Raw genomic sequence first — 22,833 nt, forward strand, 5'->3', positions numbered from 1 at the left:
GCCGACGGGAGGGGGCGCGGTCCTTCCATGCGTAGTAGCCCTGCCGTGACACACCCAGCAGCCGGGCCATGAGGGAGACGTCGTGGTGTGCTGTGTTCTCGTCGATCAGCCGGTAGCAGATCACCGGCTGGTCTCCCGGACGAAGAAAACCGTGGCCTTGCGGAGGATCTCCTTCTCCTCGCGCAGCTGCTTCACCTCACGGCGCAGCTGAGCGAGCTCCTCCTTCTCGTCGCTCGTCAGGCCGGGGCGTTCCCCGGCGTCCACCCGATCCTGGTTCGCCCAGGTGCGGATGGTCTGAGCGGACGGCTCGAACTCCTTCGCCAGCTCCTCCGGCGACCGGCCGGCCCGAACCAGCTCGACTATCTGGCGACGGAACTCCGGCGGGTAGGCCGGACGCGTCCTTGGCACGATGAACTCCTCCTTGCGGGACCCAGTGTCCCAAAGCGAAAGGTTGTCCATCAAACCGGGGCAACTTCACTTCAGTCCCTGACCACCGAGAACACCACCCTCAAGCACCACGTCCACCAACTCACCCGCGAGCACCGAACCCTGCAAGAACGCCTCGAAGGCGCCCGTTCGAACCTCCGCTTCGCCGACAAACGCATCGCCGCCCTGGAAGCCGAACTCCTGGAGCGCCCTATGGACTAGGCGCTCCAGAACGCCTCGGTCCCACTGCCGACCTCGAAGTGCCACCAACCCTCGTCCTGGCCGCGGACCAGCAGCCGCTTGAGCGCCGCGAAGTCGGTGCCGCTCGGCACGTCGAACGCCACCATCGGAAATTCGGCGCTGAAGGCCTCGCCGCCGAGTCGAAAGTCTGAGAGGCGCTCGTGAACCCTCTCGGGGCTACGGCCCAGGGGCCCGGACGGGATCGGCACCACACGGACAGCGCAGTTTCCGGAGGCGCTGACCCGCCCGGTGGCCCAGTGCAGTCCATCGTCGTCCGTTTGGAAGCGGACGACGTCCCCTTGGGCGACCCCGTCCTGGAGGAACGGGACGTTGTCCACGCGGGCGGTGTCCGCGCTGAGCCTCGTCGCCCACAGGCCCTCGGTGTCCTGCGGAAACCACCCCTCGCGAGGAACGAATCGGAACCAGACCTTGATCCGGTCCCCGACGATCTCACGCTCTGACCCACTGCTCATGGGACACATGTTCTCTGGTGCCTGAACGCCCGCTCAGGCCAGGGTGCCCCCTCGTCAGTACGTCACGGACATGTTCGCCACACATCGGTGCACGTCAAAGACCACGCTGACAACAACCTGCGCGGAAAACTGGAGATGGCGGGCGCGATCCGGGCAGCCGGGTGGTTCGCGGCGCTGGAGGTGCCGGCCGAGGACGGGTCGTGGCGGGCGGACGTCATGGCCTCGTCCGCGGACGGGAGTCAGCGCATGGCCTGGGAGGCGCAGCTGTCGCAGATCACGGTGGACGACATTGCTGATCGCACCGACCGGTACGCCGACGAGGGGATCCGGGTGTGCTGGGTGCACCCGGGCGCGCGGCCGCCGCGGTGGATCAGCGCGGTGCCGGCCATCCGCGTCCGGGCCCCGAAGGAACGGGAGCAGCCGTGGGTGATGGACGACGGGCTCGCCGGGTTCGTCTACCGGAGCGGGCGGTGGGAGTTCCGGGAGGAGACGCTGGAGCGGTTCGTACGCTGGGCGCTGGAGGGGCAGCTCGTTCCCGCCGAGGTGCTGCGCCGGTACCGGCGGGCGTACCGGGTGGTCGACGGTGAGCAGCGTCAGTTCAAACGGGATCAGTGGTGGACCTCGAAGCGGTCGATCGCCGATCAGGACAAGCATGAGGCGATGCGGCAGAGGCAGGAAGCCGCGCGGGCGGAGCGGGAGGCCCGCCAGCAGGAGCAGGAGGAGGCCGCGGAACAGCGCCGGAAGGAACTGGAGGAGCAGGAGCGGGTACGGAAGGCCGAGGAGGACGAACGCCGACGGCTGCAGCGGGAAGAAGAGCACCGCGTCTTCATGGAACAGATGCGGCAGCGGTGGGCGGAGGAGGAAGCGCGCCGGGAACGGGAACGCGTGGAGCGCGAAGCGCACCTCGCCCGTGAGAAGCGCACCTCGCCCGTGAACAGGCCGAGCGTGAGGAGCAAGAGCGCCAGGACCTGCAGACCGCGCGGGCGTGGTGGAGTCGGCTGTCGCCGCAGCAGCAGGCCGAGCTGTTCGCCGCCGTCGCCGAGTACGCCTGGCGGACGTCGAACCTGCGGGTGGAGATCCCGGAGAAGCCGATGATGTGGTCGCAGTACGCCCGCGGCGTCCCGGTCCACGTGACCGACAAGCGGCGGACGCTGTATGGGATCGTGCGGCCCTGCCCCGGCCTGGCCGCTGCCTGCCCCAAGCTCGCGGAGGAGCTGGTCCTGGCCCGCAGCGCCCAGGAGGCGCGCGAGCTCGCCGACGTCCTTCCCCAGAGCCGGATCGTCCACCTCGACCTGCCCGAGCACGAGCAGCTCACCATGTGCTGAGGCACCCGCCGGGGCCGGGGTCAGGGGTCGTCCTCCTATCCCCACCGGACTCGAAGCAGACCTCTTCCCCTCGGCTATCGCGTGGAAAGAGGTGTCCACGCACGGGACCGGCTTGCCCACAAGGGGTGAACTGCAGAACTGGGCGGTGTCCAATTTGGGGGTTCGCACCTCCGGCAGTACCCCTGCCCAAGAGCGACGGCCGCGGCGCCCTCGCCGAAGTTGTCCTCCGCGAAGCCGACGGACGCCTGTCCGCCCCGCTGGAAGGCACCGCCCGGTGCGTCCAGAACCGCGCCCGCCTCGTACGGGCCCTCTACACGCGGCTGGACCGCCTCACTCACCGAACCCGTCCCGGTCGGCACGTAACCCGCAGAGGGGGGAGCGATGGCGCTTTAACGCGGCCCGTGCGACCGCGTACCGCCTCCGCCGGGACCTCGCCCGGCCGGCTCGGTTGCATCGACACCCGCACCCACCTCATACGACAACGTCGGCCTCCAAGACCACGACCGGGTCTTGAAGGCCGACGCGAGCCCCCGAATTAACCAACAGCGTCCGGCAGGTCAGGGGGTCGTGCAGATGACGAAGGCTCTGATGGACTCGTTCACGGTGTTGGTGTTGGTACCGCGCACGATCCAGGAGTTGCCGCTGGCGTAGGAGTCGGTGAAGAAGATCTTGAAAGCTGAGGTCGTGCCCCCGCCGCCCGTGGGCACTTGATTGGCTGGGCAGGTGGCGCTGGCCAAACCGTTCCCTCCAGGGGGCACGGTGACAGCGGTTCCGAAGATCTGCTGGTGCGCGGCCAGCAGTGCCGGGTTGGCCGATGTGGTGACGTCCGTTTTCTTGCCGCCGGAGCCGTCATCGGCGAGGGCGGTCGTCGTGCCCGCGATGAGGACGCCGGCAGCGGTGAGAGCAGTGAGAGTGAGGGTAGTGGTACGAACCATCCTGACCTCCTGAATCCGGGCCCCGCCCCCTGATGGATGCGGAAGCTCCAGTTCCGAAGCTACCCAGCGGAGCTCTTTGACCACAGGGCGTAGAGGTGGTGCGGCGGGGGAGTGGAGGAGCGCGGACAGCCACCACTGCATATCGGCCCACGTCAGCGGCCACCCCTGAACCGGTCGCCAGCACCGACCACGGCCAGACAGTCGCGGTACGGGGCAGCCCTGCCGACGTCCTCGCCTTGCCCATGCGGCACCAGCTCGTCTCCGAAGCGGTGCAGAACTGCCAGGAAGTCCTGCGGTACACCGGGCCCGATGTCGCGCTGCGGATGACGCTGATCCGAGGCACGGACGCGGCCGACACCATGGACACGGCGTCCATGCTGATCGCGGCGTACTGCCAGCGCGACAGCATGGCCATGGACACGCTCGCGTCATATCCGCAGACCAGGCAGCAGCGCAGCCGGGCGGCCGGCCCGCGGGAATCGGACCGGCAGGAGATCGCCGGGATGCTCGGCGGCCCGACTCCCCTTGGTGACGACCACGAGGCGCAGCGGCGGTTCTCGCGGGGCCAGGGCTACGCGGAGGGAGGGCTGATGCCCGAGGCCGATGAGCAGAGGCTGTTCACCGAGGCATGTCTGCACAGGCTGCTTGCCCCACCGAAGCCTCCGCACGGGGCACCTGCACGGAGGCCGAAGACAGCTGAGCGTGAGGCACAGTTGCAGCGCGAGCGCCATGACAAACCAGAACTTATACAGGTCGCCCTAGTTCTTGCGCACCTCGGGCCGGCACAGCCCGAAAGAGACAGCCCTTAGAGTGGCGAAATGTCACTGCCTGCCGACCGGACCGCCCTGGACCTGCTCGATGCGCACCTGGAAGCACTCTGGGACGGGACGGACCTCCCGCTCCCCCAGGGGCTGGTCTGCCTTGCAGCGGAAGGAGGGGGCGAGCTCGCCCACTGGGCCCTCGACCAGCTCTGGCGCATCCCCTGCGAGCCGAAGGACGCCTTTGCCCGCCAAGTCGGCGGTCTGCTGGCGGAGTTCCGCGGCCGTCGCTCTCCCTGGAACGCGGCGGCGCTGCGGCTGCTCGACGACACATACACCTTCGCAACTACCGGCCCCCGGCGGCACGAAGGCTGGGCGCACGACGTCCACGCCGTGCTGCACCGGTCGGTCCCTGACCCCCGGGGCTGGGTCCGGCTGGACCGGGACCGCACCAACGCCGCCCGCCACACGGTGCCCGCGTACCCCTTCGACCCCCCGGACGCGTCAGAGTTCCCCGACCGCCTGTACCCCCTGGAGGCGGAAGCGGCAGTCGCCGCGCTCGCCATCATGGCCGAGGAATGGCAGTCGGAGCCCGCTCCCGTCCGCTCCCGCCCGGACCGGGACGCCGTGCTGGCGGATGCCCGAACCCTGCTCGACCGGTACGGGCCCACCGCGCGCTACTGGACCAACGCGACGGCCGCCGCCTCTAACCCGGCCCAGGAATTCCTCGCAGCAGGCCTCCAGGGCACGGAATCCCATAGCTTCCTCACCTCCGAGTACCTCAACGGCCTCGACTTCTTCGACGACCTGGACCTAATCGCTGTGACCCACGACGAGGTGGGCGTCTTCTGGTCGTTCGGGGCGTACTGACGACGCTCGGAGAAGGCCACCCGGCCACCGTGCGGCTGAGCCACCGAGCACGAGGACTACATCCGAGCTCAGAATCGCGCACCGATGAGTTTCCCGCGCCACGCCGGTCTGTACGCGTGAGACCGACTCACGGAAGGCTGGCGCCATGCGGAAATTGATCTACGGCATGAACCTGACCCTTCCTGGTGGTCGCATTCGCCCACGCGCCGGGCCGGCTGCGGTCCGCCTTCATAGCGATCTCCGCAGCAATGCTCGCCGGCTTCACCGGGCTCCTCCTGGCCCCGGTGGCGCTGCCCGTCGTGTGGGCCGTTCTGGTCGGGTTCGGGCTGTGCTCCTTCCCCCTGGTACTGGCCGTGATCGGCAACAGCGGCAGCAGCCCCGCCGAGACCACCGCCCTGTCCAGCCTGTCCCAGTGCCTCGGCTACATGGTCGCCGCTCTGGGACCGTTCGCCGTCGGGCTGCTGCGCAGCGCCTCCGGCGGCTGGACCCTGCCGATGGCGGCGCTGCTCGTCACGGCCGCCACACAGCTCGCCGTCGGGATCGCCCATTCATCCCGGAAGCGCTGACCGGCGCAAGTCGAACTGTGCTTCACCCCGACCTACGCCTCCTGGGCCAACCCGATCGAGGCCCACTTCGGCCCGCTGCGGCAGTTCACCCTGGCTAACTCCCACCACCGCAGCCACCCCGCGCAAACCCAGGCACTGCACCGCTACCTGCGCCGGCGCAACACCAACGCCCGCCACCCCGACGTACTCGCCGCCCAATGCAAGGAACGCGCCCGCATCCGCAGCGAAAAGGGCATCCGCTGGGGCGGACGCCCCCTCAACACCGCAGCCTGACCAACCGCGAACCGCAGCTCCCGAACGCCGAAGGGGCAAGTTCAGGAGAAGGACAGCGACAGAAGGATGACTCAGGAGGCGAACGGCTCGATCTCCCCCGCGAAGACGATGACCTGGTCGATGAGGCTCCGTCGCAGATGGACGACGTCCGTTCCCGCCAGGCGGGGGCCTCCATCAGGCGTGGTGAAGACCCACTGGTACCGGGCCCACTCGTCAGGCATGTCCACCGCTGAGCAGCGCACCATCGTGCCGGTCCCCGCCGGGTGGCGCCGGATGTCCAGCACGAACCGCTCGACCGCCGCGATTCCTTCGCTGCGACCCAACGGTCCCCAGAAGACCACGTCTGAGGTCAGGGCCTGGGAGAGCAGGGCAGTCACATAGCTGTCGTCCGAGGCGTTGAACGCGGAGATGAACGTGTCGATCGCGGAGCGTGCGGTCTCTTCCTGCATGCCCTAGTAATACCAGCCGTTTCGCGTGCGCTCGTCCCACGAGCCGCCTTTGACCTCGACCTGGCCAACGGCCGCCTCCGGCTGCCGAGCCGCACCCTCTACCTCGACTCCCTCACCATCGAGCTCCTGTGCACCTGGCTCAGCCACCGCCAGAACACCTGGCCCGCCTGTGCCAACCCCCACCTCCTGGTCAGTGCCCAGACCGCCCTTGACCCCGCCGGTCCACCCGTCGGCAAAACACTCCTGCAGAACGCCATCGGCCGCACCGGGCTGACCGCCCGCGCCCTGTGGCAGGACCGGATCCTCGCCGAAGCCCGCCACAGCGCGGACCCCGTCCGCCTCATCCGCCTCTTCGCCCTGGCCGACTCCACCGCAATGCGCTACGTCCAAGCCGCCCACCCCGAGAAGACCGGCCGCCTACACCCGTGACAGCCGGTGATCGTCACCTCGAACCTGCACCCCTCAGGCTTCGATTCGATCACGCCCAAAACCCTGGCCACCGCTGCTATCGACCGGCTCCTGCACCATGCCCACATCGTCCTGACCGATGGCTCCACCCTGCGGTTGACCCAGGTCACCAGCGGTCAGGGGGTCATCCCGCTGGCTTCGTCATGAGTGATCAACCACCAGCCGTCAGAACGTCCCTTTGCCTCCGGTCCCCCGGCCAGCCATGCGCTGCCGGAACTCGTCGAACAAGCGGAAGAACGTGTCCAGCGGCGGCGCGTCGGGAACATGCCGCTCAATCGCGCTGACCCAGCCCAAGGCCATCGGCAGGCCGTACTCCCGACTCAGCCACGAGGCGAACGGTCCGGAGGAGGGATGGAAAGCGAACTCCTCATCCACTCCGCGGACCCGCAGGGCTACTGAGTAGCCGAACAACATCGTGCTCAGCTCTTCCAGCGAGCCGCCAAGAACCCACGTGCCGGGCAACTCCTACCGCCTCTCCCACACCCGCGCCCGGCGGCGACGAACACAGGATGACCTGCGGCTTCACACCGATCACCCCGCCGTGAGCCGACAACCCCATCACGAGCGGAGGGACAGCAGGATCCGGCGTCTATACAGGTTGATGCCAGCGACTTCGACCATAACCTCATCATCAATCTGCAAGACGCTCTCAGGCTGATCCGCATCCCGCTCTGCAAGCTCATGAATCGGAACCAGTCCCGCGAAAATCTCGTGGACTTGCACGAACGCTCCGATCCTCACGACCCTCTCCACCCGGCCCGGAACCACGCGACCGAACTGAACGCGAGCAAACTCCTCAAGCGGATCCGGATAAAGCGCCTTCAACGAGAAGGAAGCCCGTTCGCGCTCGACATCGACGCCCAGGACCACGATGGTGACCTCCTGTCCGACCTCCACAATGTCCGACACCGACTCGAAATGATGAGCCCAGGTCAACTCGGCCACGTTCACCAGTCCGTCGAAGCCTCCGATGTCGACGAACGCGCCGAACCTCTCGATGGACGACATCCGCTCAGCGGCGCCGGCGGTGGAGCGGCGGACGGCACCAGTAGCGGCAGGTGGTGGGGCCACCAGCTTCACTCCTTGCCCGCGATGAAACCCTTCCCGAGCCCGCGTCCGGCGGCCTACGCTGACGGGCCAGTGCCGCCGTGATCACCGGGTCGTGAGGAACGGCGGGAGGAGGGGACAGCAGGACCGGGGGCAGGCCGCCGCCCGTATGCAAGCACCGGGTCAGCGCACCGACGCTACCCGGGAGCGCGTGCCGGGGCCGGGCAGGGCCGCGTCACCCGGCAGGGGGAGGGCCATGAACCGCTGGGTCGGCATCGTGTCGCTGCGCGAGACCGCGCCGCCGACACCCGTGCACCGCATCGCGCTCGCCATCGATGCCGCGCGGAACCGGACGTCGTACCAGCTGGCTGGCCAGACGGTGCCGTACGCGCGGATGCGGTCGGCGCTGCGCACGCTTGGTCAGGAACACGCGCGCCACCACGAGTGGGAGCGGTACGCGTACTGCGTTGACCTGGCCGGGGACTTCTTCGACGGCGGCCACCCCCCGACCGGACTGCCCTCCTGGCTCACCAACGAACTCCAGAACCTCCTGGACGGCAGGTATGGCACATCGCCGACCGGCGGGCGAAAGGCGCAGGCGGGCCCTCGGCGCACCGACTTGCGTCCTGCACACCAGCGCCAGGCGTCCACCCGCCGGGGCCGGACCACACCCCCCGAAGCCGCCCGCCCGGCCCGGCCCGCGTGGTCGGCTCCGCCCGCAGCCGGACAGCATCCGTCGCCCGAGCCGGTACGACCCTACTCCCGCGCCGAACGGCGGCTCGACGTCCACGACGTCACGTACCCGGCACTGTGCGAGCCGCCCGTATCGCTGGTGGGCACGTACGGGCAAGAGGTCCGCGAGATCGTGGGGAAGGCCGTGCGCGGATGGGACGCCGGCCCTGAAGTCACCGCCTGGCTCGGCCTGGCCGCCGAACACCGCAGTCACCTCTACGAGAGCCACCACGCCGCCCAGGTCACACCGCACGTGCTCGGCCTGCTCGACCGGCTCGGCGCCACCGTGCTCGACGTGATCCTGCTCGACGCCTACGCGCGATGGGCGACCCCTCGGAAGGCGGGCGAACAGTCGAGCGAACACGCCCGGCGTCGTGCCGCCGCCGACCTGGCGCTCGGCGCTTGGGCCGCCAAGCAAGGGCTGGTGCGCATGGGCGCGGGGGAGGCGCAGCAGCCCGCCAGGTCCGTCTTCGAAGGAGTGGCCCGGCAGATCCTCGGCGTGCTCAGTCTCTGTGGCGAGCACGATATCGCCCGGAGGCTGGTCGCCTCCGTGTGGCCCGACCTCGACCGCCCGTCCGCGGAGACGGGAGCCGATCCCGTCACTCTGGCGCATACGGCTTTCCACAAGGAAGGGCTTACCTACGACTACGACGAGGAGGGCCCGGACCACCGCAAGGTCTTCCGCGCCACCGTCCGCACCGGAACCGGCCGCACGGCGGAAGGCACTGGCCAGTCCAAGAAGGCGGCGCGGGCGGCGGCGGCACGAGCACTGCTCGACGCATACCCGCATGTGGCCGCCTCGGCGGGCGCCGAGCGGAAGGCAACACCCGCGAACCTGCCTACCGCGTCGCCGCTGCCCTACGCGCAGCCGGGCAACCGACATCGGGACGCCGTGAGCGACCTGGCGGCGATGTTCGAGCTTGGGCATCGCGCGGACGGGCTCCTCGCCCAAGCCCTCACCCATGCATCCTGGGCCCACGAGAACCAGGCGGCGGCGACCGCCGCCCGCCAGCGCGACAACCACCTCCTCGCCCACCACGGCTCGCACGTGGTGAACCACCTCGCCGCCCACGTCCGCGTCCGCCAGAACCTCGTGCACGGCCTCACCCCCGACGAGGACGAGGCACGCATCCTCACCACCTCTGACGACGACACCGCCCGGCTCGGTGCGACCCTCCAGCTCGCCGAAGGGCTGCTGACGAGCCGCGGTGAGAGCGGACAGAGCCGCACAGCGGTGTCGGACGCCACCCAGGCGGTCGTCGCCGCGGCCTGGCGCGTCCACGGGCCTCGGCTACTCAGGCGCCGGCCCGCCGTCCTCGACGACTGGCTCTCCGGCCTGGAACACCAGCACGACCCGGTGACCATCCTCGCCACCATGGCCACCACATACGGGATCGACCACGATTGCACGTACGACGTCTCGGGGCCGGACCACCTGAAGAGCTTCACCGCCACGATTAGGCTGCGGGACGCTCGGGGCCGTGTGCACCAGTGGACCGAGCGTTTGCCCGGAACCCCCGGGAAGCCGGAGGCGAAGAGGGCGACCGCCGAAGCTGTCCTCGACATCCTTGCCGCCCCCGTCAACGGTGCCGTCGATGATCTCCCCGCACCGGAACGGGACCTGCTCGTCTTCCTCCTACGCGCCCAACTCGATGGCCTCGGCCAGCCGACGGAAAGGCAGCGCGCCCGCATGCTCGCCCGCGGCGACCTTGGTATCGACCTCCTCACCACCGGTGACACCGAGGCGTTTCTTGCCTGGGCAGAACGCATCCGCCCCCTGCTCGGGCCGGACGGCACAGCCGTACCGGACGCGCTGCGCGAGCTGTACCCGAAGGTCCTCGACGACACCCGACTCGGGCCTGGATCGCTCCTACGCCGTATGGCTGCCGAACCTGGACCCGACGTCACGAGCGTGGTTCGGCGAAACGCGGCTGACGCCGTACGGCGAGCGCTGAGCAGCGGGCCGCAGGCCGCCTCCGTTCGCGACGTCGTGCAGGACTGGTGGCGCGATCAGGCCCCGGCCACCGGCGTCACGGTCCGCGACGACATGCGTCAGGAGGTCTTCCGCCCGCTCCCCATCCACCTCGGCGCGCTGGACGAGACCCTCAAGTGGGGCGGCGAAACCGCCGAGGCGGCCGATACCCGCATCGACGTCGAGCTGACGGTTCAGGACGGCACGCTGCACGTCTGGCTCGGCCTCGACAGGGTGGACGTCCGGGCGGCTTGCGACGATTTCGCCCGCCTGCTGTCGCACACCCTTCCGTACACCGACTGCCTGGTCGGTGACGACCATGTACTGCTGCGCCTGCACGGCGATCTCGAGACAGATCCCCTTCATTCCTTGGCCGCCGCAGGCATGGATGCCTACGCCTCCGGGCCGAAGGACCGGCGACGGCTCATTGAGCAAGTCGCCGACGGGCCTGCGGAAGCACAGGACAAGCAGCCGTATTCGTGAGCCCGTAACGCGAGCCGAGCCACGTTCTTCGCTCCGCTTCAGCGTGGCAAGGGCGTGGCGGGAATGGCGCTGCAGAGCCCCCGCTGGCTCTGGAAGGAAACGGCTGCCCCTGGGCGCTCACCGAAGGCCCGGCTGACGCCGGGACGGCGAAAAACTTGGTATGCGGAGCCGACGGGACCAGGTAACGTCTTGCTCATGTTCTTCCAGACGCCGATTTACGAGTGAGAGCGTGATGGGCCCCTGTTGACGTCCTTCGACGTCGCCGTGCCCATGAATCCGTAGATCACTTCACAACATTCTGGGAGACCCGTGAGCAAGAACATCAACAACCCCGTGGGCATGGGCGGCGGCCAGCGCAAGAAGCTGTCCCGCGCCGAACGGCAGAACAACGGTCCGCACCGCAACCTCGGCCACCATGGTGTCGCCGACCAGAAGGCGGAGCTGGTGCGCAAGATGCGCGAGAAGGCAGGGACAGCCGAGGGCGCCGGGCAGACGGGCGACAACACCGCACAGAGCTGACGCACCGCCACTGCAGGGCGGCACCGCACGGGGCAGGGCCCGGACCGCGACACGTGGTCCGGGTCCTGCCGCCGTACCGGGGCGCGGCTGCCCCGCTCAGCTCTCGGCCGAGCACCCGCGTCTCAGCCGACCAACCGGGGCAGCCGCAGACTCAGCAGCCCCGTCACCGCCACCACCCCGAGCTGCATCAGCAGCGTCACCACCAGCGCGTTCCCCGTGCCCAGCCCGGGCGACACGGCCTCGCAGAGCTGGCCAGCGTCGACGCGCGCCAGCGGGCCTCTTCGAGTCTGAGTCGGGTGCAGTAAGCCGTCGAGAGAGGTTCGAGTTCCTCCGGCGGCAGGCCCGGTGGGCGGATGGTCGAAATCGGGTTCAGTGTATGAACTTCACCATGTCGCTGACCTGCGAAAATCACATCCCAAAGCCCGAGTGGCCGATACGCCGAGTTGGTGCAGCCCGGTGCCGCTCATTCGCTTTCGTCGTTGGTGACGGTCTCGAAAATGGTGTCGGCACAGGCATCGTCACGGCTGATCGTCAGCGGAGCGCTGGATGCGGTCGGGCCTGACTGTCAGTGGTGCCTCATACCCTGAATGAGCACCTCAGTGCGTTGTGGCAAACCGGATCTCGTTCGAGGTGTGCGGCGCGGGTGACCGTCTGGACTGAGGTACGGGTGCGGCAGCGGACATGAAAGAACGGGCCCCTTGGTAGTGACGCGGTTACGACACCCAGCACGACCGAGGAAGCCCGTTGCCTGATCAGTTGAGCAGTACCACTGGGTCTGCGTCCACCGCGGTCACTCCAGGGTGTGACTGCTACGTGCACCGGTTCGGTTCGATCCCCGAGCGACAGACCCCGGCCCCGGCGCGGGCGTGAACCGTCCGTTCTTCACCCGCGCCAGCCAGCCCCGCTTCTCCAGCACGTAGGCACGGTGACGGATCTTCTCCACCTCGTTCTTGTTCTCCGCCCCCCGGCCCACCGCCCGTGTCAGCTCCACCCCGCTCACCGGCCGGAAGCCACCACCACCGCGGCGAACACCTCCCGATACAGGCCGCTGAGCACCTCCTCGCCCATGTCCGACCGCCACACCGGAGGCCGCCCGCCACACACCGCACCGGAGCCGCCCGACCCTCCAGCGGCAGCCCCCTCACCAACAGACGCCACGGAACCATGCGTATCCACCGAGCTCTCCTCGGCCAGCACCGACACGAGCTCCTCACGCCCCACCCGGGCCCGCTCGACTCGCTCCCGCGCGGCATCCACCTCCGCCTGAGCCTGCTCCAGGACCTCCGTCCAGGACTCCAGCTCCTGGCCGCGCCCGCGCCTCACGCTGTTCCATCAACCCCAGCACCGACGGCATCGCACCCTCCTCGATCAACAACAAGCCGTCGGCTGCCTGCCCTTACCCCTCCACGATCATGCCCTGCACACGAAGAAGCCCCCACTCATCGAACAGGGACTCCCTTTGCCACAACGCACTCAGCAAGTCACCCGGCTTCCGGGGCCGCGAGGAACAGGACGAGTGCCCGGCTGCTGAAATGGGCACCGATGGCGTCCCACGTGATGGTGCAGGCGAGGGCGCGGTCCAGGCGGACAGCGCCCGGCGACGCGGCGGCCCCGCGCCCGGACATCCCCGCAGACGGCGGGCGTCAGTCCGACGCCGCGGGCGCCCCGTCCTCCAGGTGGCGGTAGAACTCCCGCCACTCCTCGAAGGCCGCCTCGAACCACGGGACCCCCGCGGCGAGGGGTACCAAGACGCGGCACGTCTCGCGGTAGTAGGAACGCCGCTTCTCGGGCCGCGGGTGCGTGTCGAGCCGTTGCACGTTGCTGAACCGGTCCGCCAGCTTGAGCAGCAGGACCTCCGGCGGGGCGGAACGCAGGCTCAGAAGGTAGCGGTCACGCACCTCCGTAGGATCCTCGTGGGCCTCGGGGTGCGGCTTCGTCACCCAGCCCACCCACTCCTCGACCCGAAGGCCGAACCGCTCACCGACCTCCCCGGCCGTGCGGTCGGTGTCCTCCACGACGTCGTGTAGGACGGCCGAGACCAGCAGGTCCTCGTCGCGAATACCGGCGCCTGAGACGAGGATCTCCACCACCTCCAGGAGGTGCTCCACGTACGGCTCACCGGCAGGCCTCTTCTGATCCCCATGGGCCTCTTCGGCGAAAGCGACGGCCTCCCCGAGGCGCTGCGCCGAAACCTCTGGAGCGAGTACCGCCAACTGCCGGCGGGCGGTGTCCCAGTCGTGCCACGCGCCGAACACCCGATGGGTCAAGACAACTCCTTGTCCGCAGCTTCCAGCTGCCTCTTGTATTCCGCCCACCGAGGCAGGGTCGACGGCAGCTCGCCGGCCTTCGCCCTGCGGGTCTCGAACTCTCCGACGATGCGTCGACGCTGGATCTCGGTGAGGGCTTCGTTCCTGATCGACTTCATTTCCGTAGCAGATTCGCACTCCCTCTCGTCGATAACGAAAGCCGCGAGCATGAATCCGTCCGCTGTCCTTCTGCGGAACGTCGAGATCATGACGAACTTCGGCCCTGTCTCATCTGTCACGGGTACCTCCTACGAGTCTCTTCCTGATCCAACGCCGCCGCTTCTGCCTGCATCCTACGCATCACATCGCGTTCCTCCGGAGTCGTTTCGATATGCGACTTGTACACGGTGTTGTGCTCAAGGTCGGCGGCCACGGAAGCCCGCTCTGTCGTGAGCTGGAGTTCGTACGTGTACGGTTTTCCGTCGACCTCGATGGCTACGACCATGGGAATGACGCGGTAGCTCGGATTCCCGCTCTTGGGCTCCGCGTACATGTTCTCGACCTCCAGCAGGCGCCCACCCTCGCCGGTACCAAAGTGCCCCTTGGCCTTTTCAAGAACGGCTTCGAGCTGGGCGGTGTCCTCGACGGTAATTCTTGCCCCCACGGCATCTATGACGTCCCCGATCTCGTAATCCGGGCGGGCTTTTCGGCCCTCGCTCCCCTCTGTCATTCGATTTACTTTGTCGACCAGGCCGTCTGCGGATTTCGTGCGGATGCTCAATTCGGCATCGTCGGCCTTCTCAAGGAGACTCGTCACGTCTTCGTAAACGGCTGGCTCCACCTCGTTCTGCAGCTTCATTCCGTAGTCGTCCAGGGCGTCGCGGTCGCCGTCCTCGATGGAGGCTCCGAGGGCTCGCACCGGGTCGTCCAACTTGGTCTGCTCGACGTACGCGTTCTTGCGGGACGTCCCGTCGGGCTCGTAGTTCACCTCATGCTCCACTGGCTCGAACAGGGGACCGCGCCCGGGGTTCTCGGACCTGTACTCCTCCAAGGAGCGTCCCTTCAGGGTCTCTCCCTCGGCGAGCTCCTGAATGATCGCCAAGGTCCGTTCGCCCCCACCCTCAGGGTCCTTCAGGTTCTCGATCACGTTCAGCCTGTTCGCATCGTCCGCACCGAGCTTGGTGATCACCGAAGTCACCTCGGGATGTCGCTCGCCGAGGGCCTCCGCCACGTCGGCCAGCGGGTTCTCCGACTGATCCCCCTTCTCCGGAGCGCCGGCCTCGCCATCCTCCTCCGACGGCGCGTCAGGCTCGTTCACATCCTCCGCCTCGCCGGGGTCCGGCGCCTCGTCCGGATCCGCGGGCTCGTCGTGATCCGACGCCTCCTCAGAGGCATTCTCTGCTTCTGCTGTGGAGTCACTCGTTGCATCCACGTCAACCTGAGAATTCCCAGCGTCGTTGACTTGGGCGGGGTCAGGTTTCGCAGGCTTATCGACAGGACCGGGAAGGTTCGGGGCTTCCCGATCCGGATGGCCAGCTCCGGCAGATGACAGAGCCACCTCCTCTGTGGAAGAACTGACTCCCTCGAGGTTTGCGGCTTCTGGTTCACTGGCAACTCCGGTTGCGGGGTAGTTCTCCGGCTTGCGACTTGCGGATTCCGGCTCCGGCAAGTCGGGTGCGCCGGTGGTCTTTGCCGGTTCAGTGGGGGACGTGGCCGTCTCTTTCTCGACTACCGGTGCCGAAATGTCCCTATTCTCACTTGCCTCCATTGCGCCGGCGGGTTCGATGCGGTGTTCCGGTACGTTGGCCCGGGAATCGAAGGCCGCGCCGGCGGCAGCCTCGTCCAGGGCGTTCGCCGCTTGACCGGCGATATCTGCGCCGGCCTCGACCACGGCGACGGCGAGCTCGCCCACACCTTTGGCCACTGCGGCCATGGCCTCTGCCGCTTCATCGGCTGGTGAGGCCTGGCCGTCCGTTCCCTCGGACGCGGGTCCTTCGTCAGGGTCCCGGCGTAGTGCGTCGGATTGCTCGGGCATGCCCGGCCGATCGGGCGGAGCGGCTTCGTCCAGTGCCTCCTCCGCGGCATCGTCCTTCTCTGGGCGCGCGGACTCGTCCGGCGCCTCGGACGGGTCTTCCGTCGGGTCGTCGGGCGGGCCGTCCCCCGGGGCCCGGGTGTCCGTTTCTGATCCTCGTTCGGGTTCCTGTTCGGGCTCTTCCTCGGTCCTGGGGTCAGGTTCGCGTTCGAATGCGCCTTCCGGTGCGGGTGCGGGTGTGGCTTCGGGTTCCGGATCGGCTTCGGGTTCCGGCTTGGTTTCTGTGTCCGGTTCGGCTTCCTCCTCCGGCTCCGGCTCCGGCTCCGGCTCCGGGTCTGATTCCGGGTTTGGTTCGGGCTCAGGCTCCGGGTCTGATTCCGGGTTTGGTTCGGGCTCAGGCTCCGGGTCTGATTCCGGGTTTGGTTCGGGCTCAGGCTCAGGGTCTGATTCCGGGTTTGGTTCGGGCTCAGGCTCAGGGTCTGATTCCGGGTTTGGTTCGGGCTCAGGTTCTGGCGAGTCCGACGCGGGTTCTTCGGGAGTGGGGTCCTCCTGGGTAGGCGAAGTTTCGGAGGGGTCGTCGAATTCCGTGGCGGTGGGGCGGTCGGGGCCGTCCGGGGGGCCCTGTCCCTCCGACGATGCTTCGGTCTCGGGCTGTTCGGCCTGCGCCTGCGTCTCCTGCACGTCGACGTTGCCGTCGATTGACTGCTCGGAGGCCGGGGCAGGCATGTCGTCCGCTTCGGGCTCCGGTTCGGCGGCGTCGGCGTCAGGGTCCTCCCCACCGACTTCCTGGGCTCCGGTGTCCTCGGCCCCCGCCTCGTCCGGCTCGTCCCCGTCTCGGGAAGCCTGCACGTCGGTCGGGGGCGGTGGGGGCGGCGGAGGAGGTGGCGCGTCCGACGCGCCACCGAGTTCACTCATGGACGGTTCTCCCTTCCCTGGGCGCACACCATCGCCACGCGCACCGCCGTCTCCGCCACCACCGCATTCAGCGCTGGCCCGTTCACGCAGGCCAGCGCGAAGGCCCGGGTGACGTGCTCCTTCGTCGTGCCGCCCGTCACCGCCGCCACCGCGTCGCGCAGGCCGCTGCGGTCCACGTCGCCGACCCTGGCGTGAACCTTCTCCGGTCCGTACCCGGGCAAGGCGTGGACCTGGAGCCGGTGGTCGGCTCCGGAGGCCCCGGTCAGGACCAGGCCGCGGGCCGCCCACTGCGCCGCGTGCTCCGGGTAGCTGTGCGGGCCGTCCGGATTCGCCTTCCGCGCTCGCGCGATGGCTGCGATCACGTCCCGGAAGCGGTAGTTGGCGTACGTGTAGCGGCGCCGGTCCCCGGCCGGCGGGTCCGTACCGCGCAGGGCGCAGGACAGCACCGCGTGCAGCCGCTCCGCGAAGTCCGCCGGGTCGACCTCGTCCCGCATCAGGGACTCTCGCGCGCCGACGGCCCGTTCGACCGCGTACACGAGGGTGCACTCCAGGTCACGTTCGGACAGGGCACTCAGCGAGGAACGGACCACCTCGCTCGGTCCGGGGGCGGCCATGCTCATCGCCTGGGCCATCGCGGCCACTTCGGCCCAGATCAGGTGGAGCGGTACCACAGAGCGATGGTGGGAGTCGTTCATCGTGCGCAGGGTGCACGGTTCGCGGCGGCACGTGGTCCCGCAGAGCGGGCTGCGACTGGTGAGCAGGGGTGGTGTCGTCGACGTGTCCTTCGTGCTCTCGTCGTGTTCACCGTGCGGGATCGCCGTCAGCACCGGCCGGTCCATACCATCGGTGGCCACCGCGGCGCGTCCCGGCGGCAGGGCGACGACGTTCTCGCTCTGCTCCGGCTGGAGGTTCATGGTGGCGCCCACGGAACGGCGGTCGTCCTCCGCGGGAAGCCTGTGCATAATCTTCAGCGCGCTGTTCTTGATTACGTCGGGCAGGATCTTGCTGGGTATCTGTTCCACGATGACGACGCCCTCGCCGTACGCGCGGATCTCGGCGAGGAGCGAGGCGAAGAGTTCGACGGCCGCGGCCGCGGGGCCGTCCTCGACGTTCTTGAGTAGCCGGTGTGCCTCCTCCACCACCAGGACGTGGCGCAGAGGCACGCCTCCCGCCCCGTGGTGGACCCTCAGGTGCTCAACGAGCCGGATCAGTACGGCGCCGATGAGGAAGGCCTTGTCTTGGTCGTTCGTGATCGATTCCAGTTCGAGGACCACGTTGCCGGCCAACAGGCCTGCGATGTCCAGCGGATGGCCGCCCTCGAAGAACCGGCCCGGTGTGCCCTCCCGCAACGAACCCATGCGGACGTCGACGAACCCCCGGACGTCCGCGGTGACTTCCTTGCCGTACCCGATCATCTCCACGACCTGCCGGGCGGTCGATTGGAGATCGCCCAGAGTGGGGTAGACCGCCACACGAAGCTCGTCCGGCTCGTTCAGCAGGTATTTCGGCTTGTAGGCCGGGCGCGGCTCACCGGTAACCAGGTCCCACCCTGCTGCCGTGTAGCACTGGGACAAGGCCCGGGCCAGCACCTGCGGGAACGGCTCGTGACCCTCGAACGCCGCCAGGAAGAGGGCCCGTACGAGGTCCACGTGGCTCTGGAGCGGGAATCCGGGCTCCGGCTCCAGCGGGTTGAGCGAAGCAGGCGGGACGTCCACGTCCCCGGGCCGGATCACGGTGACCCGGCGCACCGCCTCTGTTCCGCCCGCCGAGGCGAGGCGTCCGGCCATGCGCGCGTACTCGGCCTTCGCCGGCTCGACCGCCAGCCAGGGGACCGGCCGCTCGTGCGTGGACAGGGCGGTGAGCAGGCTCCGCACTGTCTGGGACTTGCCCGACCCGGTGGCCCCGCAGACGAAGGCGTGCCGGTTCAGGGTCGAGCGCGACACGTGGAGCCGGCCCGCGGCGGACAGGGACTCGTCCAGGATGTCGCCGATCATGAAGCCATCGGCGGCCGCGGCCTCCCCGGGGTCGTCGGCGGTGACGTCGAAGCGGTTCGGGGCGACTGTACGGATGCCGGGCAGTTCGCGCTCCGGCGGCCTGGCGAGCGCCGCGACCAATTCGGCGGTGGCGATGAAAGGAGCGGCTCCCGGCGGTCCGGATCCGGTGGCGGCGGGAGTGGACACGGCCAGCGCGTCTGCCAGGGGCACGGGACGCCGCGCGGGTACGAGAACGTACGGCAGGTCGTCCAAGTCACCCGCACCGCACAGCAGCGCCGCCGAGGCGAGCGCCGACTCGGGCCGCTCGGCACCGACCAGTACGCGCACGTTCCACACCCCGGTGGCGAGCGCCCGCGTCAGCTCACGATAGCGGGCCTCGGCCCGTTCTGCCGCCACACGGTCGGCCTCGGAGCTCTCCCGCTGGCGCAGCCGGGGCAGCTGCACGGCCAGCGCGCTGCGCTCCCGTTCTAGCCGCTCGTACTGGACGGGCTCGGCCAGCACTAGCCAGGCGAAGGCTTCCGGGAGGTGGGCCACGGCGTCGTCGAAGGAGCCGCGGCGCTCCGTCGGCAGGGCACGCTCGTCGTCGCCCATCCGCAAGGCGTCGTGGGACCCGAGGCAGGGCAGCCAGCACGGCATCCGCTCCAGCAGCGTGGCAGCCTCACCCGCCGGGACGCCGCGGGCGGTCGCCCCCGGCGGATAGCTCAGGGGATGCTCGCCTTCCGCGGGCGGCTCCTGCCCGGCGGGCGGGAAGTACGGGGCTCCGCCCACGAGGAAGTGCATCGGCCGGTGAGGCCCCGGGCGGACCCACGCTGCGGCGAGCCCCACCGGGCGCCCTTCATGCGAGTTCTCTCCCCTGAGGTGGCCGAGTACGGCGTGTGCCGCCGTCACGGCGGCGGTGAGCTGCGCTGCGGTACGGTCCTCGGCACGCGGGTCCTCCAGGTGACGCGGCACGGTGAGCAGCCGGTGGAATCGGTACGCAGCGAGCCCCGCGGGTTCGGGCGTAGCGCCGAGCTCCTCGGTCACGTCAGGCTCGGGCGCGGTCGGGTCGACACCCGGGGCAGGAAGTTGATCCCCGGATTGCAGTCCCCGAACACGACACGGCGGCCGCCCGGGCCGGCCTCGACGAGAACCAGTCCGGTCTCCGGAAGGGCCTGGAGCTGTGTGGGCTCGATGGTGAACTCGTAGACTCGGGTCAAGTTTTCGCCGGTCGTCGTCGAGCGGGCGGTCGAGGTGTTCGTCGAGTCCTGCCAGCTCCGAGACAACGAGGTGGAGTAGGAGCGGGAACTTCCCCAGCTGCTACCGGACTTCCAGCCGCCGCCCCGGTTGAAGCCCTCCGTGTCCGACAGGCCTCGCTGGTAGCCGTAGCTGGTGCCGCGCCCCTCGGTGAGGGTCTCCCCGACCTGCCGGGTCAGCTGGTTCACGAGGAACTTGTGTTCCTGCCCGATGAATTGAGCGGCCGCCTTGGCCTCCTCGCCGTTACCCATGCGCATGAAAACCGTCGCGCTGTCGGATCCGCCGGCGACCTGGATGGCAGCCTCCCGCAGGTGTTCCAGGAGGAAGACCAGCCGCACTCCCGCGGTACGTGCCTGGCGTGCCATGGCTTCGAGGGCTTCACGACCCAGGTGGTCCGCTCCGGCGATGACGAGCGTGCCCGAGCCGGGGGTGACGGCTCGCTTGCGCAGGGTGTGGAGCAGTTGGAAGAAGACGAAGCGGTCCGTCAGATCCTTGCGGCGCTGGACCAGGTCCTCGGTGGTGACGACGGTCAGGCCGCCGGGCCGCCACCAGCCCGACGCGAGAGCGTCAGGGCTGGCCGCTGCCTCCGCCTTCGTGAGCAGCTCAATCTGGGCCCGCACGTAGCGGAGCTCGTTCTGGACGCGTTCGCCCTGGCCCAGCAAGTCGACGGCCTGGGTGATCGAGTCCACCTCGGACAGGCTGAGCACGCCCGGCCCCTGAGTGTCCATGTCGTACACGCGGAGCAGGACGCGCAGTCCGGCGGTGAGGCGGGCGAAGGTCACCGGGCCTTCCAGCAGGTCCGCCACGGTCTGGACCACATCCACGTCGATGGTGTGGAGGTCGATGTCCGCGCCGGGCGGGCGCATGGACCCCAGTGCTTCGGCCAAGGCCTCAGCCATTTCCTCGGAGGTGAACTCCTCACGCAGGTCCTGGCCGAGCAGGGCCCCAGGCATGGGTACGTGATGGACGGCGACCCCGCGCCGGGCGGCGAGGCCGGCCAGCTCCAGGGCCACCGCCTGCTGGCTGAGGTCGAGGACCACCACCGACTGGCCGCCACCAAGGAGCGGACCGCCGAGCGTGGCGAGCAGGCTCGCCCAGCCGTTGCCGGTACCGCCGAAGACGTCGATCCGGCTGGGCTTGGAGGTGAGCGAGATCGGGAACCAGGTGTCCAGCGTCTCGTTGTGACGAAGGTGCTCAGCGTTGTGGGCGGCGAGCCGGCGCTGCCAGGCGTTTGTGCGCGCCTCGTGGTCGCTCCGGGCCTGCTCCTTCGCGGAGGCCAGCCTGCGTTCGGCGGCCCGCAGCCTGGCCCGGGGCGAGGTCATGGCGAACACGACGATGACGAGTATGACGACGACGACCGCGGCCTGCACCCCGCCGGCCGCGAGCGCTGCGATACCCGCGATCAGGATCGCGCAGCCGGAGCCGGCGGTCTTCTTGCCGCCCATGGCCCGCTCCTGGGCGGAGCGCACCTCGGCGTCGGAAGGGGCCGTGTACACGGGCGGGTTGCCGGCATCGCGGTGTGCTGGGGGCGCGGGAGGCTGGACGAACTCCCAGCCCCAGCGCTCATCCCCGGTGAAAACGCGCAGCGCCAACTCCGCGCTGGCTGCGTCTTCCTCCCGGCCCCCCGGGCCGCCCTCTTCCCCGAGCTCGGTTCCATCTTCGGCAGCGCTCATCACGACCCCCCGTTGAATGTCGGAGCATCGTGCCCGCCGCAGGGGATTCTGTCAGCGCCCGGATCCGGGGGCGGAGCGCTGTTTGACTCGAACTAAGCTGCAAATGACCAGAATCAGGTGGTGGCCGCCCGGCCAGCCGGCGCCCGGGGGGCTCCCGGTACAACCCGTGCGGGCGCGTGCCGCTCAAGGCTTGCCCGCAGAGCGCCTGTGGCTGGGCCGTCGCCCGGCCCGGGACGACCAGGCGGGAGCCGCGTGCTTGCTCGCTCGTACGGGTGGAGCCGTCGCCGCCGGTGAACCGCCGGGCTCCGTCGTGCTGTCGCAGCGGTCATGAAGCCGATCGACGAGCAGCACATCGCGGAGCCCGGCCTGGTGGTGCTGGACATCACCGGCGGGGACGAGGACACCGTCCGGGCCGTCATGGCCGCGCTGGAAGAGCGCGGCCACATCAGGCGTTGGCCCGGTGCGTCGGGAACCCGGCGAGCCCGGGGTACGGGCCCGGGTCTACGCCGACGTCCTGCGCCCGGGACGGTACGGCCCGTAGGCCCAGGCCCTGGGCAAGCCACCCTCGCGGAGGGCTTGCCCAGGCTCGCCTCGGGCTTGCCCAGGCGCTCAGGCTTGCCCGGCCGCCAGCACCCACAGGGGGTGAGCACGCCCGGTGCCATGGCAGTGGAAGCACGGTCCGTCGCCGGAGGTGCTGTGCACGTCGATGGTCTTGACGGCATCGCGCAGGAGCTGTGTGAGGCCGTCGACGTGGTCCGTGTGCAGCGCGAGTTGGTAGCGCTTGCCAAACAGGATCTCCAGCGCGGTCCCGGGCGCGGCACCACCCAGTTCGTAGGTGACGCCGCGGGTGACCGTGTTGATCAGGTCGTGGAGGTGGCCCATCGTCTCTGACCCGGTCAGCTCCACCCGTGCGGTGAAGCCGATGTCGTCGGGCCGGGTGAGCGAGAGCAACGCGCCGGCGCGCTCGAAGGGTGCAAGGCGGCCGACGGGGTCGGAGTGGCTCCCGCGTAGGGAGGCGAGGGCGTTCCACATGTCCCCCGCGTCGCTCTGCACGGGCCCGACGTTGTTCTGCTTGTTTCGTCTCATGACTCCGGTGTACGGCCGGTGAGGGGGCGTCGGCCGGCTCCGGGCCGCCGCGTCCCAGGCGGTGATGCCACGACCTTGGGAGGCGTCCCGTCCTGCGGCCCGGACGCTGGGCAAGCCC

Annotated in this window: 22 protein-coding genes and 4 pseudogenes; 11 read left to right on the forward strand and 15 right to left on the reverse strand. The window is 69.3% G+C overall.

Annotated elements, in window-relative coordinates:
- Window positions 1-120 precede the first annotated feature (120 nt).
- Both ACH4EW_RS30815 and ACH4EW_RS30820 read right to left on the reverse strand, forming a co-directional pair.
- Window positions 121-408, reverse strand: coding sequence for a transposase (locus tag ACH4EW_RS30815; RefSeq protein ID WP_398262584.1), 288 nt, complete (start codon window positions 406-408; stop codon window positions 121-123).
- A 236-nt stretch (window positions 409-644) separates the two neighbouring features.
- Complete coding sequence (locus ACH4EW_RS30820) at window positions 645-1,139, reverse strand: DUF4265 domain-containing protein (protein WP_398262586.1); 495 nt, start codon at window positions 1,137-1,139, stop codon at window positions 645-647.
- A gap of 87 nt (window positions 1,140-1,226) precedes the next feature.
- Here ACH4EW_RS30820 and ACH4EW_RS30825 point away from each other — a divergent pair, with 87 nt between their 5' ends.
- The 3 genes and pseudogenes from ACH4EW_RS30825 to ACH4EW_RS30835 all read left to right on the forward strand — a co-directional run.
- Window positions 1,227-2,234 carry a hypothetical protein gene (locus ACH4EW_RS30825; RefSeq protein ID WP_398262588.1) on the forward strand — a complete coding sequence of 336 codons (1,008 nt, stop codon included), beginning with the start codon at window positions 1,227-1,229 and terminating at the stop codon, window positions 2,232-2,234.
- Window positions 2,210-2,464, forward strand: a complete 255-nt coding sequence (locus ACH4EW_RS30830; RefSeq protein WP_398262590.1) for a hypothetical protein — start codon at window positions 2,210-2,212, stop codon at window positions 2,462-2,464. Before ACH4EW_RS30825 ends, ACH4EW_RS30830 begins: the two co-directional genes overlap by 25 nt.
- Before the next feature lie 173 nt (window positions 2,465-2,637).
- Window positions 2,638-2,799, forward strand: a pseudogene (locus tag ACH4EW_RS30835) (restriction endonuclease); the annotation flags it as partial.
- Window positions 2,800-3,021: 222 nt separating this feature from the next.
- Here the strand turns inward: ACH4EW_RS30835 and ACH4EW_RS30840 are convergent.
- On the reverse strand, window positions 3,022-3,399 hold the full coding sequence (locus ACH4EW_RS30840; RefSeq protein ID WP_398262592.1) for a hypothetical protein: 378 nt from the start codon (window positions 3,397-3,399) through the stop codon (window positions 3,022-3,024).
- A 242-nt stretch (window positions 3,400-3,641) separates the two neighbouring features.
- Here ACH4EW_RS30840 and ACH4EW_RS30845 point away from each other — a divergent pair, with 242 nt between their 5' ends.
- From ACH4EW_RS30845 to ACH4EW_RS30860, 4 genes and pseudogenes are all read left to right on the forward strand, one after another.
- Entirely contained in the window at window positions 3,642-4,208 is a 567-nt protein-coding gene (locus ACH4EW_RS30845; protein ID WP_398262594.1) for a hypothetical protein, read from the forward strand.
- 9 nt (window positions 4,209-4,217) lie between these two features.
- A complete protein-coding gene (locus ACH4EW_RS30850; RefSeq protein WP_398262596.1) occupies window positions 4,218-5,027 on the forward strand; it encodes a hypothetical protein in 810 nt (269 codons plus the stop codon).
- Between the two features lie 185 nt (window positions 5,028-5,212).
- Window positions 5,213-5,593 (forward strand): hypothetical protein, encoded by a 381-nt coding sequence (locus ACH4EW_RS30855; RefSeq protein ID WP_398262598.1) that lies wholly within the window; start codon window positions 5,213-5,215, stop codon window positions 5,591-5,593.
- Window positions 5,594-5,599: 6 nt separating this feature from the next.
- Window positions 5,600-5,866 (forward strand): annotated as a pseudogene (locus ACH4EW_RS30860) (IS630 family transposase); the annotation flags it as partial.
- A gap of 71 nt (window positions 5,867-5,937) precedes the next feature.
- On the opposite strand, the gene ACH4EW_RS30865 reads toward ACH4EW_RS30860, so the two are convergent.
- Window positions 5,938-6,315, reverse strand: a complete 378-nt coding sequence (locus tag ACH4EW_RS30865) for a nuclear transport factor 2 family protein (protein ID WP_180360588.1) — start codon at window positions 6,313-6,315, stop codon at window positions 5,938-5,940.
- 3 nt (window positions 6,316-6,318) lie between these two features.
- The gene (locus ACH4EW_RS30870; RefSeq protein WP_398262600.1) at window positions 6,319-6,705 is read right to left on the reverse strand and encodes a hypothetical protein; all 387 of its coding nucleotides are present in this window, start codon (window positions 6,703-6,705) and stop codon (window positions 6,319-6,321) included.
- A gap of 45 nt (window positions 6,706-6,750) precedes the next feature.
- Between ACH4EW_RS30870 and ACH4EW_RS30875 the strand changes: the two are divergent.
- Window positions 6,751-6,930: pseudogene (locus tag ACH4EW_RS30875) on the forward strand (ATP-binding protein); the annotation flags it as partial.
- Between the two features lie 18 nt (window positions 6,931-6,948).
- Here ACH4EW_RS30875 and ACH4EW_RS30880 read toward each other — a convergent pair.
- Complete coding sequence (locus ACH4EW_RS30880) at window positions 6,949-7,245, reverse strand: hypothetical protein (RefSeq protein ID WP_398262602.1); 297 nt, start codon at window positions 7,243-7,245, stop codon at window positions 6,949-6,951.
- 96 nt (window positions 7,246-7,341) lie between these two features.
- Window positions 7,342-7,791 (reverse strand): S1 RNA-binding domain-containing protein, encoded by a 450-nt coding sequence (locus ACH4EW_RS30885; protein ID WP_398262603.1) that lies wholly within the window; start codon window positions 7,789-7,791, stop codon window positions 7,342-7,344.
- A 295-nt stretch (window positions 7,792-8,086) separates the two neighbouring features.
- Here ACH4EW_RS30885 and ACH4EW_RS30890 point away from each other — a divergent pair, with 295 nt between their 5' ends.
- Both ACH4EW_RS30890 and ACH4EW_RS30895 read left to right on the forward strand, forming a co-directional pair.
- Window positions 8,087-11,017 (forward strand): putative dsRNA-binding protein, encoded by a 2,931-nt coding sequence (locus ACH4EW_RS30890; protein WP_398262604.1) that lies wholly within the window; start codon window positions 8,087-8,089, stop codon window positions 11,015-11,017.
- A gap of 309 nt (window positions 11,018-11,326) precedes the next feature.
- The gene (locus ACH4EW_RS30895) at window positions 11,327-11,536 is read left to right on the forward strand and encodes a DUF6243 family protein (RefSeq protein ID WP_398262606.1); all 210 of its coding nucleotides are present in this window, start codon (window positions 11,327-11,329) and stop codon (window positions 11,534-11,536) included.
- Window positions 11,537-12,532: 996 nt separating this feature from the next.
- On the opposite strand, the gene ACH4EW_RS30900 is transcribed toward ACH4EW_RS30895, so the two are convergent.
- The 7 genes from ACH4EW_RS30900 to ACH4EW_RS30930 all read right to left on the reverse strand — a co-directional run bounded on the left by ACH4EW_RS30900 (window position 12,533) and on the right by ACH4EW_RS30930 (window position 21,629).
- Window positions 12,533-12,859: a hypothetical protein gene (locus tag ACH4EW_RS30900; RefSeq protein ID WP_398262608.1), complete on the reverse strand. Its 327-nt coding sequence runs from the start codon at window positions 12,857-12,859 to the stop codon at window positions 12,533-12,535.
- Between the two features lie 158 nt (window positions 12,860-13,017).
- On the reverse strand, window positions 13,018-13,161 hold the full coding sequence (locus ACH4EW_RS30905; protein WP_398262610.1) for a hypothetical protein: 144 nt from the start codon (window positions 13,159-13,161) through the stop codon (window positions 13,018-13,020).
- A gap of 18 nt (window positions 13,162-13,179) precedes the next feature.
- On the reverse strand, window positions 13,180-13,803 hold the full coding sequence (locus ACH4EW_RS30910; RefSeq protein ID WP_398262612.1) for an HD domain-containing protein: 624 nt from the start codon (window positions 13,801-13,803) through the stop codon (window positions 13,180-13,182).
- Window positions 13,800-14,081, reverse strand: a complete 282-nt coding sequence (locus ACH4EW_RS30915; RefSeq protein ID WP_398262614.1) for a hypothetical protein — start codon at window positions 14,079-14,081, stop codon at window positions 13,800-13,802. The genes ACH4EW_RS30910 and ACH4EW_RS30915 overlap by 4 nt, the downstream gene beginning before the upstream one ends.
- The gene (locus tag ACH4EW_RS30920) at window positions 14,078-16,729 is read right to left on the reverse strand and encodes a hypothetical protein (RefSeq protein WP_398262616.1); all 2,652 of its coding nucleotides are present in this window, start codon (window positions 16,727-16,729) and stop codon (window positions 14,078-14,080) included. Before ACH4EW_RS30920 ends, ACH4EW_RS30915 begins: the two co-directional genes overlap by 4 nt.
- Entirely contained in the window at window positions 16,726-19,746 is a 3,021-nt protein-coding gene (locus tag ACH4EW_RS30925) for an ATP-binding protein (RefSeq protein WP_398262618.1), read from the reverse strand. Before ACH4EW_RS30925 ends, ACH4EW_RS30920 begins: the two co-directional genes overlap by 4 nt.
- Window positions 19,743-21,629, reverse strand: coding sequence for a hypothetical protein (locus ACH4EW_RS30930; protein WP_398262620.1), 1,887 nt, complete (start codon window positions 21,627-21,629; stop codon window positions 19,743-19,745). Before ACH4EW_RS30930 ends, ACH4EW_RS30925 begins: the two co-directional genes overlap by 4 nt.
- Before the next feature lie 327 nt (window positions 21,630-21,956).
- On the opposite strand from ACH4EW_RS30930, the pseudogene ACH4EW_RS30935 reads away from it, so the two are divergent.
- Window positions 21,957-22,170: pseudogene (locus ACH4EW_RS30935) on the forward strand (DUF6207 family protein).
- Window positions 22,171-22,238: 68 nt separating this feature from the next.
- On the opposite strand, the gene ACH4EW_RS30940 reads toward ACH4EW_RS30935, so the two are convergent.
- Window positions 22,239-22,715, reverse strand: a complete 477-nt coding sequence (locus tag ACH4EW_RS30940; protein WP_398262622.1) for a hypothetical protein — start codon at window positions 22,713-22,715, stop codon at window positions 22,239-22,241.
- Window positions 22,716-22,833: the final 118 nt, after the last annotated feature.

Source organism: Streptomyces sp. NPDC018000, assembly GCF_044328025.1.
Lineage (GTDB): Bacteria > Actinomycetota > Actinomycetes > Streptomycetales > Streptomycetaceae > Streptomyces.